The organism is Mesorhizobium sp. B283B1A (assembly GCF_020165735.1).
Lineage (GTDB): Bacteria > Pseudomonadota > Alphaproteobacteria > Rhizobiales > Rhizobiaceae > Mesorhizobium > Mesorhizobium opportunistum.
On record NZ_JAIUIQ010000003.1, the window covers coordinates 47,514 to 62,861 of the forward strand.

General features: G+C 60.3%; 15 protein-coding genes. All 15 read left to right on the plus strand.

Translation table 11 applies throughout. The features are described from left to right. The first annotated feature begins 66 nt into the window (after positions 1 to 66). Complete coding sequence (locus LB577_RS02880) at positions 67 to 387, plus strand: HesB/IscA family protein (protein ID WP_064993574.1); 321 nt, start codon at positions 67 to 69, stop codon at positions 385 to 387. A gap of 176 nt (positions 388 to 563) precedes the next feature. After that, a complete protein-coding gene (nifS, locus tag LB577_RS02885; RefSeq protein ID WP_224685484.1) occupies positions 564 to 1,781 on the plus strand; it encodes a cysteine desulfurase NifS in 1,218 nt (405 codons plus the stop codon). Further along, positions 1,778 to 2,893 carry a pyruvate carboxyltransferase gene (locus tag LB577_RS02890; protein WP_224685485.1) on the plus strand — a complete coding sequence of 372 codons (1,116 nt, stop codon included), beginning with the start codon at positions 1,778 to 1,780 and terminating at the stop codon, positions 2,891 to 2,893. Before nifS ends, LB577_RS02890 begins: the two co-directional genes overlap by 4 nt. Before the next feature lie 51 nt (positions 2,894 to 2,944). Next, positions 2,945 to 3,328 carry a nitrogenase stabilizing/protective protein NifW gene (gene nifW / locus LB577_RS02895; RefSeq protein WP_224685486.1) on the plus strand — a complete coding sequence of 128 codons (384 nt, stop codon included), beginning with the start codon at positions 2,945 to 2,947 and terminating at the stop codon, positions 3,326 to 3,328. A gap of 181 nt (positions 3,329 to 3,509) precedes the next feature. Beyond that, positions 3,510 to 4,358 (plus strand): electron transfer flavoprotein subunit beta/FixA family protein, encoded by an 849-nt coding sequence (locus LB577_RS02900; protein ID WP_224685487.1) that lies wholly within the window; start codon positions 3,510 to 3,512, stop codon positions 4,356 to 4,358. An 18-nt stretch (positions 4,359 to 4,376) separates the two neighbouring features. Next, the gene (locus LB577_RS02905; protein WP_224685488.1) at positions 4,377 to 5,486 is read left to right on the plus strand and encodes an electron transfer flavoprotein subunit alpha/FixB family protein; all 1,110 of its coding nucleotides are present in this window, start codon (positions 4,377 to 4,379) and stop codon (positions 5,484 to 5,486) included. An 11-nt stretch (positions 5,487 to 5,497) separates the two neighbouring features. Beyond that, a complete protein-coding gene (locus tag LB577_RS02910; RefSeq protein ID WP_224685489.1) occupies positions 5,498 to 6,805 on the plus strand; it encodes an FAD-binding protein in 1,308 nt (435 codons plus the stop codon). A 12-nt stretch (positions 6,806 to 6,817) separates the two neighbouring features. Further along, on the plus strand, positions 6,818 to 7,117 hold the full coding sequence (locus LB577_RS02915) for a ferredoxin family protein (protein WP_224685490.1): 300 nt from the start codon (positions 6,818 to 6,820) through the stop codon (positions 7,115 to 7,117). 759 nt (positions 7,118 to 7,876) lie between these two features. Then, entirely contained in the window at positions 7,877 to 9,358 is a 1,482-nt protein-coding gene (gene nifB, locus LB577_RS02920) for a nitrogenase cofactor biosynthesis protein NifB (protein WP_224685491.1), read from the plus strand. 31 nt (positions 9,359 to 9,389) lie between these two features. Beyond that, positions 9,390 to 9,584 carry a 4Fe-4S dicluster domain-containing protein gene (locus LB577_RS02925; protein WP_013533512.1) on the plus strand — a complete coding sequence of 65 codons (195 nt, stop codon included), beginning with the start codon at positions 9,390 to 9,392 and terminating at the stop codon, positions 9,582 to 9,584. A 76-nt stretch (positions 9,585 to 9,660) separates the two neighbouring features. Next, positions 9,661 to 9,978: a nitrogen fixation protein NifZ gene (locus LB577_RS02930; protein ID WP_064993543.1), complete on the plus strand. Its 318-nt coding sequence runs from the start codon at positions 9,661 to 9,663 to the stop codon at positions 9,976 to 9,978. After that, positions 9,978 to 10,184 (plus strand): putative nitrogen fixation protein NifT, encoded by a 207-nt coding sequence (gene nifT, locus LB577_RS02935; RefSeq protein WP_224685492.1) that lies wholly within the window; start codon positions 9,978 to 9,980, stop codon positions 10,182 to 10,184. The genes LB577_RS02930 and nifT overlap by 1 nt, the downstream gene beginning before the upstream one ends. A gap of 45 nt (positions 10,185 to 10,229) precedes the next feature. Beyond that, positions 10,230 to 11,117 (plus strand): SIR2 family NAD-dependent protein deacylase, encoded by an 888-nt coding sequence (locus tag LB577_RS02940; RefSeq protein ID WP_224685493.1) that lies wholly within the window; start codon positions 10,230 to 10,232, stop codon positions 11,115 to 11,117. Between the two features lie 87 nt (positions 11,118 to 11,204). Further along, positions 11,205 to 13,067, plus strand: coding sequence for an ABC transporter ATP-binding protein (locus tag LB577_RS02945; protein ID WP_224685494.1), 1,863 nt, complete (start codon positions 11,205 to 11,207; stop codon positions 13,065 to 13,067). Beyond that, on the plus strand, positions 13,067 to 14,965 hold the full coding sequence (locus LB577_RS02950; protein ID WP_224685495.1) for an ABC transporter ATP-binding protein: 1,899 nt from the start codon (positions 13,067 to 13,069) through the stop codon (positions 14,963 to 14,965). Before LB577_RS02945 ends, LB577_RS02950 begins: the two co-directional genes overlap by 1 nt. The last annotated feature ends 383 nt before the right edge of the window (positions 14,966 to 15,348 follow it).

The following is a 15,348-nucleotide window of genomic DNA, read 5'->3' on the forward strand; positions in this document are numbered from 1 at the left end:
TTTTCCCATTGGCACGGACCATGCATGGTGATCCGCAAAATCGTCACGCACGAGGATAAGCGAGCCATGATTACGCTCACCGACAAGGCCGTTGCCGCCGTCAAGACCGCTCTTTCCGCCGCTACTGACCCCGCAGAAGGCTTTCGCATCATGGTTCAGCCCGGCGGCTGCTCCGGCTTCAAATACTCAATCGGTTTGGAGAGCGTCCCGCGCGAGGGCGACGCGATCCTCGAGACAGATGGGATCAAGGTGTTCTTAGACGCCGGCTCCCAACCGCATGTCGCCGGCATGACCGTCGACTTCGTCACGGGGCTCGAATCCTCCGGCTTTGTCTTCGATAACCCTAACGCGCGAGCGAAGTGCTCATGCGGCAAGTCCTTCAGCTGATCGTCGAAGCAGGAGAGAGGGCCCGGAGGTGAGCTCGTCGATCGCGACGGCGGCGCCTGTCTAAATCAATTTGTGGGTGCTGCACCGGCTCTGGATCGTCTCGACTATCAACGGCGGGTGCAAGCGCGATGAGTCCTTGCGCTTAACGTCATTCCGCTCGATTGGAGACCACACCCATGACAGTTCTCTATCTCGACAACAACGCAACGACACGGGTCGATCCCGAGGTCGTTCAAGCGATGTTGCCCTTCCTTACGGATCAATTCGGCAACCCTTCGTCGGCGCACGGTCTTGGCACCCTTGCCAGCGCGGCGTTGAGAAACGCGCGGCGGCAGCTGCAGGCGCTGATCGGCGCGGCGTTTGATGACGAGATCACCTTCACCTCGGGTGGGACGGAAAGCGACAACGCGGCCATTCTTTCGGCGCTCGAGGTGATGCCTGACCGAACAGAGATCGTGACGTCCGCCGTTGAACATCCCGCAGTGCTGGCGCTCTGCGCACATCTTGAGCAGACGCGCCGGGTCAAGGTGCACAGGATCCCGGTGGATCACCATGGCCGGCTCGACATTGACGCTTACCGGGCAGCCCTCAGCTCAAACGTGGCAATCGTCTCGATCATGTGGGCCAACAACGAAACTGGTACGATCTTCCCCGTCGCAAAGCTCGCCAAGTTGGCGAAGGAAGTCGGCGCCCTTTTCCACACCGATGCCGTGCAGGCGGTCGGCAAGCTCCCTATGGACCTGAAATCGACCGCTATCGACATGCTATCGCTCTCCAGCCATAAATTGCATGGACCGAAAGGCGTCGGCGCACTTTTCCTCAAGCGCGGTGTGCGCTTCCACTCGCTGATCAAAGGCGGTCACCAAGAGAGAGACCGGCGTGCGGGAACCGAAAACACGCCCGGTATAGTCGGGCTCGGCAGGGCAGCCGAACTCGCCCTGAAATTCATGGATGATGAGACCACACGGATAAAGTGGCTACGCGACCGGCTGGAGAACGGGATTCTTCAGCGTATACCAAACACCTTCGTCAACGGCGATCCCTTCGAGCGCTTGCCGAACACCGCAAACATCGCCTTCGAACGTATCGAAGGTGATGGAATCCTGCATCTCCTCAACCGCGTGGGTATCGCCTGTTCCTCAGGCTCCGCCTGCACCTCTGGCTGTGCACAGCCGAGCCATGTGCTGAGGGCGATGAACATCCCACATGGGGCGGTCCGTTTCTCGTTCTCGCGTGACAACGACCAAGACGACGTGGACCGGGTGCTCGAGGTCTTGCCTGCCATCGTGGAGAAGCTGCGCGCGTCCCTCAGTTCTGCGCCGGAAGGGCGGAGTGCCGAAGACCTTCAATGCGGTCCCTGTCTCAGCGCCGGAAGCTCCGGCGACCATTCATGAGCAGTCAGGTCTTTCTCAAGAATACGACTCTGCGCGACGGCGAGCAGGCACCCGGCGTTGCCTTCACCGTGGCGGAAAAACTTGAGATCGCTGAGTCGCTTGCAGCAGCCGGCGTCCCTGAGATCGAGATCGGCACGCCGGCAATGGGCGCCGACGAGATCGACGCAATTCGCGCCGTGGTCGCGCGCAGCCTCTCGGTGCGGCTCACGGCCTGGTGCCGGATGATCTCACCGGATCTCGAATCAGCGATCGAGAGCGGGGTCCGGGCCGTCAATCTGTCGTTTTCTGCATCGAACATACTTGCCACCAAGCTCGGCCTCGATCGGGCGGGAGCGCTCCAGCTTATCGAACATATGGTCGGGCGCGCGGCCGCCAGCGGCTCCTCCGTCGCCGTTGGCTGCGAGGGTGCTTCACGGGCCGACCGGGATCATCTCGGGCGCGTTATCATGACGGCGGCGCGCGCCGGCGCAAGGCGCGTGAGGCTGGCTGACACAGCCGGCGTTCTCGACCCCTTTTCCACCTTCGAGCTTGTCGCCCAGCTCTCCGCGGAGTCTCCCGTCGACCTCGAATACCATGCGCACAACGATCTCAGCCTCGCTATGGCCAACACCCTGGCGGCGATCCGCGCCGGGGCGCGCCATGCCTCGGTCACCCTCCTTGGACTCAGCGAGCGCGCGGGCAATGCCGCGCTGGAAGAGGTGGCCGCCGCGTTAGCTGTCCTCCAGCACGCAGATGCTGGCATCGACCTGACCGCATTGCCCGCCCTGGCAGCCAAGGTGGCGCAGGCGTCACGCCGACCGACAGCCGCCACCAGGCCGATCGTCGGGGCTGTGACCTCCAAAACCCTCCGGAGATCAAGGCGCATGATCCGGCCGCGTCTGGCCGATCTCCTCATAGATGCCAGCAACAAGACCTCGGTCCCACCCAGGTCGGAGTCCGGGCAGATCGAGAGCCAATGCGGCAATCATCGAGCCCATCTCGCACTGCTCGGCGCTGCGCATGGCGCCTGTTCGCCACGCCCGGGCACCGGGGTGCCCAGCCTTGCGACCAACCGATTGCCTCGCTGGCTCAGCCCACCTCGTGCATCATACTGCGGATTTTCGCGGCTGTAGATCAGAGTTTTTCGTATTTGACCCAACAGTTTTCCGACAAGGGAGAATGTAATGACCTGTTCCGCTGACGGCCGTCCCATCACCGATGTCACCGATATCGTTACGCGACTGAAAGGAGTGTCGGCCGCGGAGGAGTTCTTCTCTGTCCTTGGCGTCTCCTATGATCCGAAGGTGCTCAACGTTTCACGGCTCCATATCATGAAGCGTGTGGGACAATACCTTGCTGAGGAAGATTTCTCCGGTCTGCCCGATCAGGTGATCGCCGCGCGCGTGCGCGCCCTGCTGGAGCGGGCTTACGGGGACTTCGCGGTTTCCTCGCCGCTCACGCACCGGGTCTTCAAGGTGCTCAAAGATCACGATCCGGATAGAGCTTGCACGACACGCCGCGCCTTCGTTCCTTTCGATTCCGTCCTGAAGCCGTTCGGCAGGGAATGATCGCGACATAGACGCGACGCGACAATGTCAAGAAGTCGACAAATTCGGGATCGCAACGGCGCCATTCGCAATGAGCAGCCCGAACTTAGGGGAACAGGGCCGCAAAGCACTTGGCACGAATGATGCAGCCAAGAACTCGCACCGCCAGCCCGCATCCGGATAACAGCGTAGAGAAACGCCAATGCACATCGTCGTCAGCATTAAGCAGGTGCCGGACTCGGCACAGATACGGGTCCATCCGGTGACGAACACCATCATGCGCCAGGGTGTGCCGACCATCATTAACCCCTATGACCTATTCGCCCTCGAAGAAGCTCTCAGGCTACGCGACGCTTATGGCGGCGAGGTCACCGTGCTCACCATGGGTCCACCCATGGCAGAGGACTCCCTGCGCAAAGCGCTTGGCTACGGCGCCGATCGCGCGGTGCTTTTGACCGACCGCTATTTTGCCGGTTCCGACACACTGGCGACATCACTTGCTCTCTCCCAGGCAATCGCGAAGATCGGCGAAACCTTCGGCACGCCGGACGTGGTCTTCACGGGCAAGCAGACGATCGACGGCGACACCGCGCAAGTCGGGCCCGGCATCGCCAAGCGTCTCGATCTCAGCCAACTCACCTATGTCGCGAGAATCGCTACCATCGATCTTGCTGCGCGCGAGATCACGGTGGAGCGTCGTTGCGAGGGCGGGACGCAGACGCTGAAGAGCAAGCTGCCTTGCCTCATCACCATGCTGGAAGGCACCAACGAGATGCGTCGGGGCTCGATCGAAGACGCATTGAGCGCTGCGCGGAGGCAGGTTGTGAAATGGAGTGCGGCCGAGGCGGGCATTGAGGACCTCACCAAGTGCGGCTTGCGTGGCTCGCCGACGGTCGTCAGACGCGTTTTCGCCCCTACCGCGCGGTCGGAAAAGGCAGCGCAAATTGACACGGCCGAGAAGACGCTGCGCGATCTCGCCGACGAACTGATTATTGCAATTTTCACCCGCCAGCCCGCACTGGAACCGGAACTCGCCTTCGACGGCGCCTGACGGCAAGGAGCAGACCATATGTCGAGCGCGAACCCAGACACTCCCCGCCCGCCCGCCGGCCGTGCCGGGATGACGAAGGAGCTGCCCGAGCGTTTCAGGGCCTATCGGCACGTTTGGGTTTTCATCGAGCTTGAACGCGGCCAGGTCCACTCCGTGTCCTTCGAATTGCTTGGTGAGGGTCGCAAGCTGGCAGACAAACTTGGCGTCCAGCTCGGGGGCGTTGTGCTCGGACCGCCTGAAGAAGCCACCCAGAACGCGGTCGCCGAAGCCTTCGCCTATGGCGCCGACCTTGTCTACTTCGTCGAGTCGCCGCTGCTCGCCGACTATCGGAATGAGCCTTTCACCAAGGCGATGACCGATCTGGTTGATACTTACAAACCCGAGATTCTGCTTCTTGGAGCGACCACGCTCGGCAGGGATCTCGCCGGGTCCGTCGCGACGACCTTGCTAACAGGGCTCACGGCCGACTGCACCGAACTCGATGTGGATGCCGACGGTTCGCTTGCCGCGACCCGTCCGACTTTCGGGGGCTCGTTGCTATGCACGATATACACGCTGAACTACAGGCCGCAGATGGCGACGGTGCGACCGAGGGTCATGCCCATGCCGCAGCGGGCGGACAGAGCGATCGGGCGCGTCATCGCGCACAAGCTGTCACTGGCCGAGGATGAAATCGTCACCAAAATCCTCGGCTTCCTGCCGGATAGCCAGTCAGGCACAGCCAATCTCGCCTATGCCGATGTGGTGGTTGCGGGAGGGCTCGGCCTCGGCGGGGCGGAGAACCTGCAGCTTGTGAAGAGTCTCGCGCGAGCGATTGGCGCCGAATTTGGCTGTTCGCGGCCGCTGGTCCAAAAGGGCTGGATGCCGGCGGATCGGCAGATCGGCCAGACTGGCAAGACAATCCGGCCGAAGCTTTACATAGCGGCTGGTATTTCTGGCGCGATCCAGCACCGCGTTGGGGTTGAGGCAGCCGATCTCATCGTGGCCATCAACACCGACCCGAACGCTCCGATTTTCGATTTCGCTCACCTCGGGATCGTCACCGATGCGGTCCGCTTCCTCCCCGCGCTCACCGAGGCCTTCACCCGGCGGCTGTCACCTCACAGCCGAGACAAGCTTGCGAGCTAAGGGAGATGGAGATGATCAACGAAAAATTCGACGCCATTGTCATCGGAGCCGGCATGTCCGGGAACGCAGCTGCTTACACCATGGCAAGCGACGGCTTGAAGGTGCTCCAGTTGGAGCGAGGTGAATATCCGGGCTCCAAGAATGTTCAGGGCGCCATCATGTACGCGAACATGCTGGAGAAGATCATCCCGGATTTCCGCGATGATGCACCTCTGGAGCGGCATCTGGTCGAACAGCGGCTATGGGTCATGGACGAGACCTCCCACACCGGGATTCACTATCGGTCGGAGGACTTCAACGAGGTGAGCCCCAATCGCTATACCATCATCCGTGCCCAGTTCGACAAGTGGTTTTCGCGCAGGGTGCGTCAGGCCGGCGCGACGCTTCTGTGCGAGACGACCGTGACGGAACTCGTGCGTGACGACAAGGGCAAGGTGATCGGGGTCCGGACAGATCGGACTGGCGGAGCGATCTACGCGGACGTCGTTGTTCTTGCAGAAGGTGTCTGCGGGCTGCTTGGTACGCGAGGCGGCCTGCGCAAGATGCTGACGCCGGAAGCCGTGGCGCTGGCCGTCAAGGAAATGCATTTCTTGCCCGAAGAGGTCATTGAGCAGCGGTTCGGCGTCAAAGGGAGTGAAGGCTGCGTGATCGAGGCAGTCGGCACGATATCCCACGACATGGCCGGGCTCGGGTTCCTCTACACCAACAAGGAATCGATCTCACTGGGCATCGGCTGCCTCGTCTCGGATTTCACCGCGAAGATGGAGAGCCCTTACGCCCTCCTGGACGCGCTAAAAAACCATCCTTCGATCCGGCCGCTGATCGCCGGCTCGGAGGTGAAGGAATACGCGGCGCATCTCATTCCTGAAGGTGGCTACAAGGCAATTCCGCAGCTCTTTGGCGACGGTTGGGTCGTTGTTGGCGATGCTGCGCAATTGAACAACGCCATTCACCGCGAGGGTTCGAACCTCGCCATGACCTCCGGTCGCATTGCGGCTGAAGCTATCATCCAAGTCAAGAGACGCAACGATCCCATGACCAAACGGAACCTCGCGCTTTACAAGACGATGCTGGACGAATCCTTCGTGGTGAAGGACCTGCGGAAATACAAAGACATGCCAGCCTTACTCCATAATAACGCCGGTAATTTCTTCACGACCTACCCGCGGCTAATGTCGCAAGCCGCGCAGAACTTCATGCGGGTCGACGGCACGCCAAAGATCGAGAAGGAAAGGGCTACTACCGCAGCCTTCATCAAGGCGCGATCGCGGTTGGGTCTGGTCAGGGACGCTATCCGCCTGGCACTGGCGTGGCGGTGAGGCACTGACCACATGACAAACCCAGTGACGAACTTGCGTGTAGAGGACAAGCTTTACCAGAACCGCTATCTAGTGGACTCCGGCCGTCCGCATATTAAGGTGCGACCGCACGAGCAACCAAGCGCGAATCTGCTCGCGCTGACCCGCGTCTGTCCAGCGAAATGCTATGAGTCGAACGACAAAGGTCAGGTTGAGATCACCGCTGATGGCTGCATGGAGTGCGGCACCTGCCGCATCTTGTGCGAGGCCAGCGGCGAGATCGAATGGAACTATCCGCGCGGTGGCTTCGGTGTCCTCTTCAAGTTTGGATGATCCGCGTTTGCATAGGGCACGTGTGTACTCCTGAAGTTACCACAAGCGCCAACCGCTTCTGGCACCATCCTCGCAAAGGGGGGCGGGTGAACAGTGTACTTCCAGAATTGAATGAATGCTACTTGGGAGGAGCATTGGACCACAACTCCTGAGGTGTTTCCAGGGCTCACATACCGCCGGACCGGTTAACGAACGCGGCAGGTCGGATACGCTTTGCGCCGACATGACATCGAGGTGAAGAAATTCCAGCGTTCTCACGATGTCGAGAACAAGACCATACCCCTGCGCCAGGTGCGCGGGAACTGTCCGTGCCAGGGCCAAGCTGCTCGGTCTCTGACGATGATCACGCTCTTGATCGCGATTATGAGGAGCCCATGCGGGCGTCTGGACGAGAGTAAAGGGGAGGCACGCACTCTCCTAGCTGGAACCATGCCGACACAGTATGCGGCGACAACTTCACCGCCGATGAGTTCACAGTCGCCGAGATCGACATCTTCGTCGGAGACCGGTCGAGAACGTTGTGCCGAGGCGCTCACGGGTGAAGGGATCGACACGGGATTTCTGTCTCTCAATGATGTCCGGCCGTAGTCGCCTTCCTCACCTTATGCGGCTGCCGCTGTCCGAGGTCCGACAAATTTATGTCGGAGCAGCCTCATGATATCCGACGCGAAAGCCAATTGCCGATCATAGTGCCGCCTTTTGAGTTGGCATTGCGCTTGCGCTTTGAACTGCGACGTCAACCCGCAACGGAGCCGTTCAATGTCCGCACCGGCAATTTCGGTTGAGAGCCTGACCGAGACGAAGCTCTCCGACCAGTTGCTGGCGAGCGCGAATTCGGGTGGCTGCGTATCTACCTCCTGCGGGTCGTCGACAAGACCGGACGATCTGGATCCGGCTGTCTGGGACAAGATCAAGGATCATCCGTGCTTTTCTGAAGAGGCGCATCACTATTTCGCGCGCATGCACGTCGCTGTCGCGCCTGCGTGCAATGTCCAATGCAACTATTGCAATCGCAAATATGACTGCTCCAACGAAAGCCGGCCTGGGGTTGTCTCGGAAAAGCTGACGCCCGACCAGGCGGTACGCAAGGTTATCGCGGTCGCAAACGAAGTGCCGCAGCTTTCCGTGCTGGGCATCGCCGGACCGGGCGATGCCTGCTACGACTGGGAGAAGACAAAGGCGACGTTCGAACGCGTCGTCAGGGAAATCCCCGACATCAAGCTTTGCATCTCTACCAATGGGCTCGCGCTGCCGGACCATGTCGCCGAGCTTGCCGACATGAATGTCGATCACGTGACGATCACCATCAACATGGTCGATCCGGAAGTCGGAGCAAAGATCTATCCCTGGATCTTTTACGACCACCGCCGCTACGTCGGCATCGAAGCCGCCAGGATCCTGCACGAGCGACAGATGCTGAGCTTGGAGATGCTGAGCGCGCGCGGCATCCTCACCAAAATCAATTCGGTGATGATCCCCGGGGTGAATGACCAGCACCTGGTTGAGGTGAACAAGCAGGTCAAGCAGCGCGGCGCGTTCCTGCACAACGTCATGCCCCTGATTTCAGACCCGGCTCACGGCACGTACTACGGACTGACCGGGCAGCGCGGCCCAAATGCACTGGAGATGACGGCTCTTCAGGATCGTCTTCAAGGCGGCGCCAAGCTGATGCGCCACTGCCGGCAGTGCCGGGCAGATGCCGTCGGCCTGCTCGGCGAGGATCGTGGCCAGGAATTCACGATCGACCAGATTCCTGGCGAGCTCACCTATGATGCCGGCAAGCGCGAAGCCTATCGGGAGCTGGTCGCGGACGAGCGCCGTGATCACCTGGCGGCCAGGAGCGAAGCGATTGGAATGGTCAAGGCAGCCGGCTCCGGCAAGTCCCTGGTCGTCGCGGTGGCGACTAGGGGCGGCGGCCGCGTCAACGAACACTTCGGCCATGCCAAGGAGTTCCAGGTGTATGAAGCCTCGCCGATAGGTATCAACTTTGTCGGGCACCGCAAGGTTGAGCAGTATTGCCTCGGCGGTTGGGGCGAGAACGACACTCTCGAGTGCGTCATCGCCGCGCTGGAAGGCGTAGACATCGTGCTTTGCGCCAAAATTGGAAACTGCCCCAAGGATAAGTTGGCGGACGCCGGTATCCGAGCAACCGACGCTTATGGCCATGACTATATCGAAACGGCAATCGGCGCGATTTACGCCGCCGAGTCCGGCGTCCCGGCCCTCGCGGCGAACGCCTGAGCCGTCTCATTCCACTCGAACAGGAGTCAAAATGGCTTTCAAGATCATCGCATCCCAATGCACGCAATGCGGCGCCTGCGAATTCGAATGCCCGTCTGGTGCGATCAAGTTCAAAGGCGAGAGCTACGTGGTCGAGCCGCAGAAGTGCACAGAATGCCAGGGAGAATTCGACACGCAACAATGTGCCTCGGTATGCCCGGTGCCGAAGACCTGCGTTCCTGCCTGACCCGGCATAGGGCTGCTTCCGAGAAAGCCTGCGCGCCTCATCAACAACTCTGGCCTCAAACAAACAAGGAACCGCCATGCGCCTCGCACGCGAACAGGAGGTCGAAATCCGCAGGCCTCCCCAATTCAGGCCGGGGGAGCGGGTCCGTGCCACTCGTCACATAAAGAATGACGGCACCTATCCTGGCAGGGAGATCGGCGAAAATCTCGTGCGCAAGGGTGAAGAGGGTTATGTGCGCGACATCGGCACCTTTCTACAGCAGTTCTTCATCTATGCCGTCGAATGGATCGACCGTGGCACGGTCGTTGGCATGCGAGCGCGCGAATTGATGAGCCTCGACAGGGCCGACCTTGCCGGTAGGGCCGAAGAAAACGCGAAGCAAGGGACGGCCTGATGAAAGTTATGATCCGCAGGACCGATTCCGGGTTGTCGGCGTACATCCCCAAAAAGGATCTCGAAGAGCCGATTATCGAGCTCGAGAAGCAAGACCTCTGGGGCGGCGTCGTAACGCTCAGGAACGGGTGGCGGCTCCTTCTACCCGATCTTCCGCCGCATACGCGCCTGCCGATCACTGTCGAGGCAAGGAAGCTTCCCGACTAGGGCTGACGCTGACCCTCAATGAAAGGCGTCAAGAGGAAAAAGAGCATGAACACGATCCCGACCTCGGGCCACCTCTTCGTCGTCCGCGACAGTTTTGCCCGAAAGCTGCTTGAGCTGGCCAGACGAGCGCTCGTCTACGATCAGATGATCCCGTATCTCGGTCCGGGTCTGCTGCGGCTAAGCTCAGCGGAGCCGCCTGTACCGTGCACCCCGGAGGCCGTCGCCGCCGCACTCAACACCCGTGCCACAGCTCCCTCGAAGATCCGCACCAACATGTGGTCGGTCGCGCAATTCATCGAGCAGCGCCGGCATCGCCGCACACTTCAAGCCTGGATGGCAGATATATTCGCGGGGCCGACGGCGCCGACGCCCCTCCACAACTGGCTCGCAAAGCTCCCGCTCTCCCTCATCGTCGACAGCTGGTACGAAGGCGCCATGAGGGCGGCGCTGGCTGAGGCCGGCCGAACCGACGTCGCCGAGATCCAAGGCGTCACCCGGGCGAACGAAACTCGCGACATTTGGACCAGAACCTACGACTTGTTCGGGACGGAGCTCGAGCCCGGAGCAGCGACAAAGACGACGGTTCTCTATGCGCCTCATGGCAGTATCAGGCCGGCCGCAAATTTCCTCATAGCCGATTCCGACTATGTCGAAGCCCTGACCGAGATCGACATCCAGACCCCTATCCCTGACGTGGTCAAGGAACGGCGCACCGACCGGGGGTTTTTTTTCGTCGGCTGCCGCTTCAATGATCAGATGCTGCGTACTTACGCCAGGCAGATCATGAAGCGCTCAGAAGGCCCACGTTACGCGATCATGGACGGACAAACGCTGACCAGAAACGAAGCGCGTTTCCTTGGGGCAAGCGGGATCACGGTGATTGACATGCCAGACAGCGATGCCGTGGCGCAACTCGCCGGGTCAACGACTTGAGCCAATGCCCTGGATCAACTTGAGGACCTCGTTGGTGTGAGTCGACGGCTTGCTTTTGAAGGCGCTAAGTTCAGTTAGGGACACACTGTGAGCAGTGATGCTGTTGGCACGACCTCTCTCAAATCGTCCGCGCATGTGAAAGCGGCCGGGTGGGGCCGGGGCTTGAGCACGCTGCTGCGCATCACGCGCATGAATCTGAGGCATCCGCGCCAAGCCGCGCTTGCGATCGGGTCGACAATCGCAGCCGTAATCCTGCAGGTGCTCATTCCTCAGCTTCTCGGCGACGCTATCGACCAGACCAAGGTAGTCCTCGGGGGCGGTGCCACGGGGGCGGCTGCAGAACAAGCGCTCTGGATTCCGGCTCTCCTGCTGCTCGCCGCGAGTACGCTACGCGGCCTTTTCACGATGGCGCAAAACTATTTTGCCGAGGCCGTCGGACATCACGTCGCGTACGAACTGCGGCTGGCTTGTTACGACAAGGTCCAGCGCCTCAGCTTTTCCTTTCACGACCGGGTGCATTCAGGCGACCTGATCACCCTCGGCATCCTCGATCTCGATGGTGTGCGGATGTATTTTTCCACCGCCCTGGTTCGCTTGCTTCTGCTCACCATGCTGATCGGGATCGGCGGCTACAGGATGATCTCAACCGACACGCTGCTCGGTCTCATGGCGCTGAGCTTCGTGCCTTTCGTAGCCTGGCGATCGTCGATCACGCAGGTCAAGCTACGCGCCATCTGGCTCCACCTGCAGGAGCGGCTTTCCGTCCTCGGCCGTGTGATGGAGGAAAATCTCGCGGGTATCCGCGTTGTCCGGGCCTTTTCGGCACAGGCCTACGAGATGGCAAAGTTCGACCGCGCGTCGAAAAACGCGCTCGAAGTCGCTCACCAGCAGGTTGACGTGTACGTGCCAAATACGTCGGCAATGACCCTGGCCTTCTTTCTCGCCATGGGGTTGGTCCTCTGGCTCGGTTGCAACAAGGTCATTGTCGGGCAGATCAGCGTTGGGACGCTCACCATGTTCCTGGCCTTCATGACGATCCTGCAAATGCCCGTCCGGCAGATTGGCCTGATGGTCAACGGCTTCGCCCGCGCTTATACTTGCGGTTCGCGCCTCTTCGGTCTGCTCGATCATGACAATACGATCAGGGATGTTCCCACCGCCCGACCACTTGAGATCGGTGAAGGCACTCTGCGCTTCGACAATGTCTCGTTTGCATATCCCGGCACCGGAAACCGGGCCGTTCTGGAGAATGTCACTTTTTGTGCCCGTCGGGGCGAGACGATCGCGATCGTGGGTCCGCCGGGTTCGGGCAAATCGACAATCGCTCACCTGATCCCCCGCTTTTACGACGTCACTGGCGGCGCCATCATGCTTGACGGGCAGGACATCCGTGGGATCACCCTCGCCACGCTTCGCAAGGCGGTCGCTGTCGTACAGCAGGATGCATTCCTGTTCACTACCACGATCGAGAACAACATCGCTTATGGCGACCCTTGGGCAAAGGAACAGCGGATCGAGCGCGCTAGCGAATCCGCCCAGTTGCACAACTACATCCTGGACCTCCCCGCAGGTTACAAGACGGTCGTCGGCGAACGCGGCACTTCTCTGTCTGGGGGCCAGCGGCAGCGCCTCACCATAGCTCGCACCATGATGTTACGTCCATCAGTCGTCATTTTCGACGACTCAACGGCCGCGATCGACGCCGCCACCGAACAGCGCATTCGCGTGGCGATACGGCGTTTCGCCAAGGATAGGGTGACGATCATCATCGCCCACCGGCTAAGTTCGCTCAAGCACGCCGACCGGATCCTGTTTGTCGACAACGGCAAGATCGTGGAACGTGGTACCCATCAAGAGCTTTTGGCCAAGCAAGGACGCTACAAGGCCCTTCATGATCTGCAGTTGCGCCCGGGAGATGACATTGTGACGAAGTATAGAGGCGCGCCCTGATGGCCCAGGAGCACGCCAGCGAAATCGAAATCGAACCCAATGACGGCGGCAGACGTCCCCCGCGCGCGGTCGTTGGTTCCCATCGCGCCGAGGAGGAGATATTCGGCCGGGCCTTTGACCAAAAGATCATTCGGCGCATCTGGGCCTTCGTTCGTCCCTACCGGGCCACGGCAGCCATCTCCGTCGCCGCATTGCTGATTTTCACTGGCACGCAGCTTCTCATCCCGCTGATCATCCGCTACGCGATCAACGAGGCCATAACCCCGGCAGGCGTTGATCGCTCCGCCCTGCTTGAGGCCGCCGGCGCGTTTGCGCTCGCCATTCTGGTTAATTTCGGCGCCGCTTACGCACAGGAAGCCGTGATCGGGAAAATGGCCGGAAACGTCCTCTTCGACATCCGCCGCGCCATGTTTGCGCATCTGCAGATGGTATCGCTCTCCTTCATGGACAAGACCGAGATCGGACGCCTGATGTCCCGCCTCCAAGGCGACGTCAACTCTATCCAGGAATTCCTCGAAAGCTCAATCTACTCTGTAGGCGACATAACGCTTCTCTTCGGCATCATTGTCGTTATGCTGTGCGTCAACTTCAGGCTCGGCCTTCTGACGCTCTCTGTCTTGCCGGTCCTGTTGATTATCCGCATCGTCTGGCTGCCGCGTGCTCGCGACGCCTTCACTGCTGCACAAGACACCAATTCAGTTGTTAACGGCGCGTTGGCCGAAGCCATTCACGGCGTGCGCACCGTTCAGTCCATGGACCGCCAGCAGGTAAACTTCGCATTGTATGACGACAAGGCACATGCTGACCTCACAACCCACCTGATCGCTGCCAGGTATACACAGATAATGGTGCCGATCGTGGATGGCCTCACGGGCCTCGCCATGGCTGTCGTAATTGTGGTCGGCGGCTCCATGAATGGTCGCATCGAAGTAGGAACGTTGGTTGCCTACATATTCTATATCCAACGCTTCTTTGACCCAATTCGCTCACTTACCCTGCAATATTCGGTCATGCAGAGGGCGATGGCCTCCGGCAAGCGCCTGACCGATGTGCTCGACGTCAAGGTCGAAATCCAGGACAAACGGGATGCGAGTGTCCTTTTGCCGGAAATGGCCTGCTCAGTCGAGTTCAGGGACGTCACGTTCGGCTACGACCCCAAAGATCCGGTGCTGAAGAATGTCTCCTTCGAGGTCAATCCCGGCGAGACGGTCGCCTTGGTCGGGCCGACTGGCTCTGGTAAATCCAGCGCGATGGCCCTCGTCCACCGCTTCTATGATGTTCAGCAAGGTCAAGTGCTGGTCGGCGGACATGATGTGCGCGATCTCACACAGGAATCGCTCGGCAACCAGATCGCTATGGTGCTGCAGGAGCCGTTTCTGTTCACCGGAACGGTTTTCGAGAACATCCGCTACGGCAACACGGAAGTCTCGCGCGAGAAGGTGATTGAGGCCGCCAAGGTGGTCGGAGCCCACGACTTCATCATGAACCTTCCCGACACGTACCAGACTCAACTCGGCGAACGCGGCGGCAATCTTTCTCTCGGCCAGCGTCAGCTTGTCAGTTTCGCCCGCGCTCTCGTCGCCGACGCCAAGATCCTTGTTCTTGACGAGGCCACCGCCAGCATCGACAGCTACACGGAAATGCTGATCCAGAAGGCACTCGGAAAGCTCCTTGAAGGCCGTACCGCGCTTGTCATCGCTCACCGTCTCGCAACAATCCGGGGTGCCGATCGCATCATCGTGCTTCAGAACGGCCAGGTTATTGAGACCGGCAACCATGACAAGCTGATGGCTATGGGCGGGCTCTATTCCAAACTCTACAATCTGAACTACTCGTCATTCGACGACATTCCCGATGAGGAGGCCGATCCGACTGGACAAGCCGCCTCGCGTACCTGATGCATGCATCGCCGGCAGTATCCGCTTTAGGCGCGTCGGCGAACGCCGCGGATGAAGCGGGCAGCGAAAACCGCTCGCACTCAAGGAAGCCAACTGCGTGACGGCCGTATGATGAGCGGGATAACCCTGTCCGTTTCCAATCAGACGAACGCTGCCTGGCCTCCAGCAAGCCCTGGACAAGAGGCCGTGCGAACGAGACCGATCAGAAAACGGCGGCAACCATTGGCTCCAAGCGTTGAAGAAACGCTGATAGACCTGACGCAGGGGCCATAAGCCCCGACGGGTGGGCAATTGTCCAGCGGATGATGTTTGATCTGCGGTCACTTCAGGTTTTTCCCCGGTAGCATACTGTCCCGCAACAGGCGTGTAGCTCTGGTCTAGGC

Excerpts from the sequence above, each read along its gene's own strand:
- LB577_RS02880 (WP_064993574.1), top strand. The coding sequence starts at position 67 with ATGATTACGCTCACCGACAAGGCCGTTGCCGCCGTCAAGACCGCTCTT.
- nifS (WP_224685484.1), top strand. The coding sequence starts at position 564 with ATGACAGTTCTCTATCTCGACAACAACGCAACGACACGGGTCGATCCC.
- LB577_RS02890 (WP_224685485.1), top strand. The coding sequence starts at position 1,778 with ATGAGCAGTCAGGTCTTTCTCAAGAATACGACTCTGCGCGACGGCGAG.
- nifW (WP_224685486.1), top strand. The coding sequence starts at position 2,945 with ATGACCTGTTCCGCTGACGGCCGTCCCATCACCGATGTCACCGATATC.
- LB577_RS02900 (WP_224685487.1), top strand. The coding sequence starts at position 3,510 with ATGCACATCGTCGTCAGCATTAAGCAGGTGCCGGACTCGGCACAGATA.
- LB577_RS02905 (WP_224685488.1), top strand. The coding sequence starts at position 4,377 with ATGTCGAGCGCGAACCCAGACACTCCCCGCCCGCCCGCCGGCCGTGCC.
- LB577_RS02910 (WP_224685489.1), top strand. The coding sequence starts at position 5,498 with ATGATCAACGAAAAATTCGACGCCATTGTCATCGGAGCCGGCATGTCC.
- LB577_RS02915 (WP_224685490.1), top strand. The coding sequence starts at position 6,818 with ATGACAAACCCAGTGACGAACTTGCGTGTAGAGGACAAGCTTTACCAG.
- nifB (WP_224685491.1), top strand. The coding sequence starts at position 7,877 with ATGTCCGCACCGGCAATTTCGGTTGAGAGCCTGACCGAGACGAAGCTC.
- LB577_RS02925 (WP_013533512.1), top strand. The coding sequence starts at position 9,390 with ATGGCTTTCAAGATCATCGCATCCCAATGCACGCAATGCGGCGCCTGC.
- LB577_RS02930 (WP_064993543.1), top strand. The coding sequence starts at position 9,661 with ATGCGCCTCGCACGCGAACAGGAGGTCGAAATCCGCAGGCCTCCCCAA.
- nifT (WP_224685492.1), top strand. The coding sequence starts at position 9,978 with ATGAAAGTTATGATCCGCAGGACCGATTCCGGGTTGTCGGCGTACATC.
- LB577_RS02940 (WP_224685493.1), top strand. The coding sequence starts at position 10,230 with ATGAACACGATCCCGACCTCGGGCCACCTCTTCGTCGTCCGCGACAGT.
- LB577_RS02950 (WP_224685495.1), top strand. The coding sequence starts at position 13,067 with ATGGCCCAGGAGCACGCCAGCGAAATCGAAATCGAACCCAATGACGGC.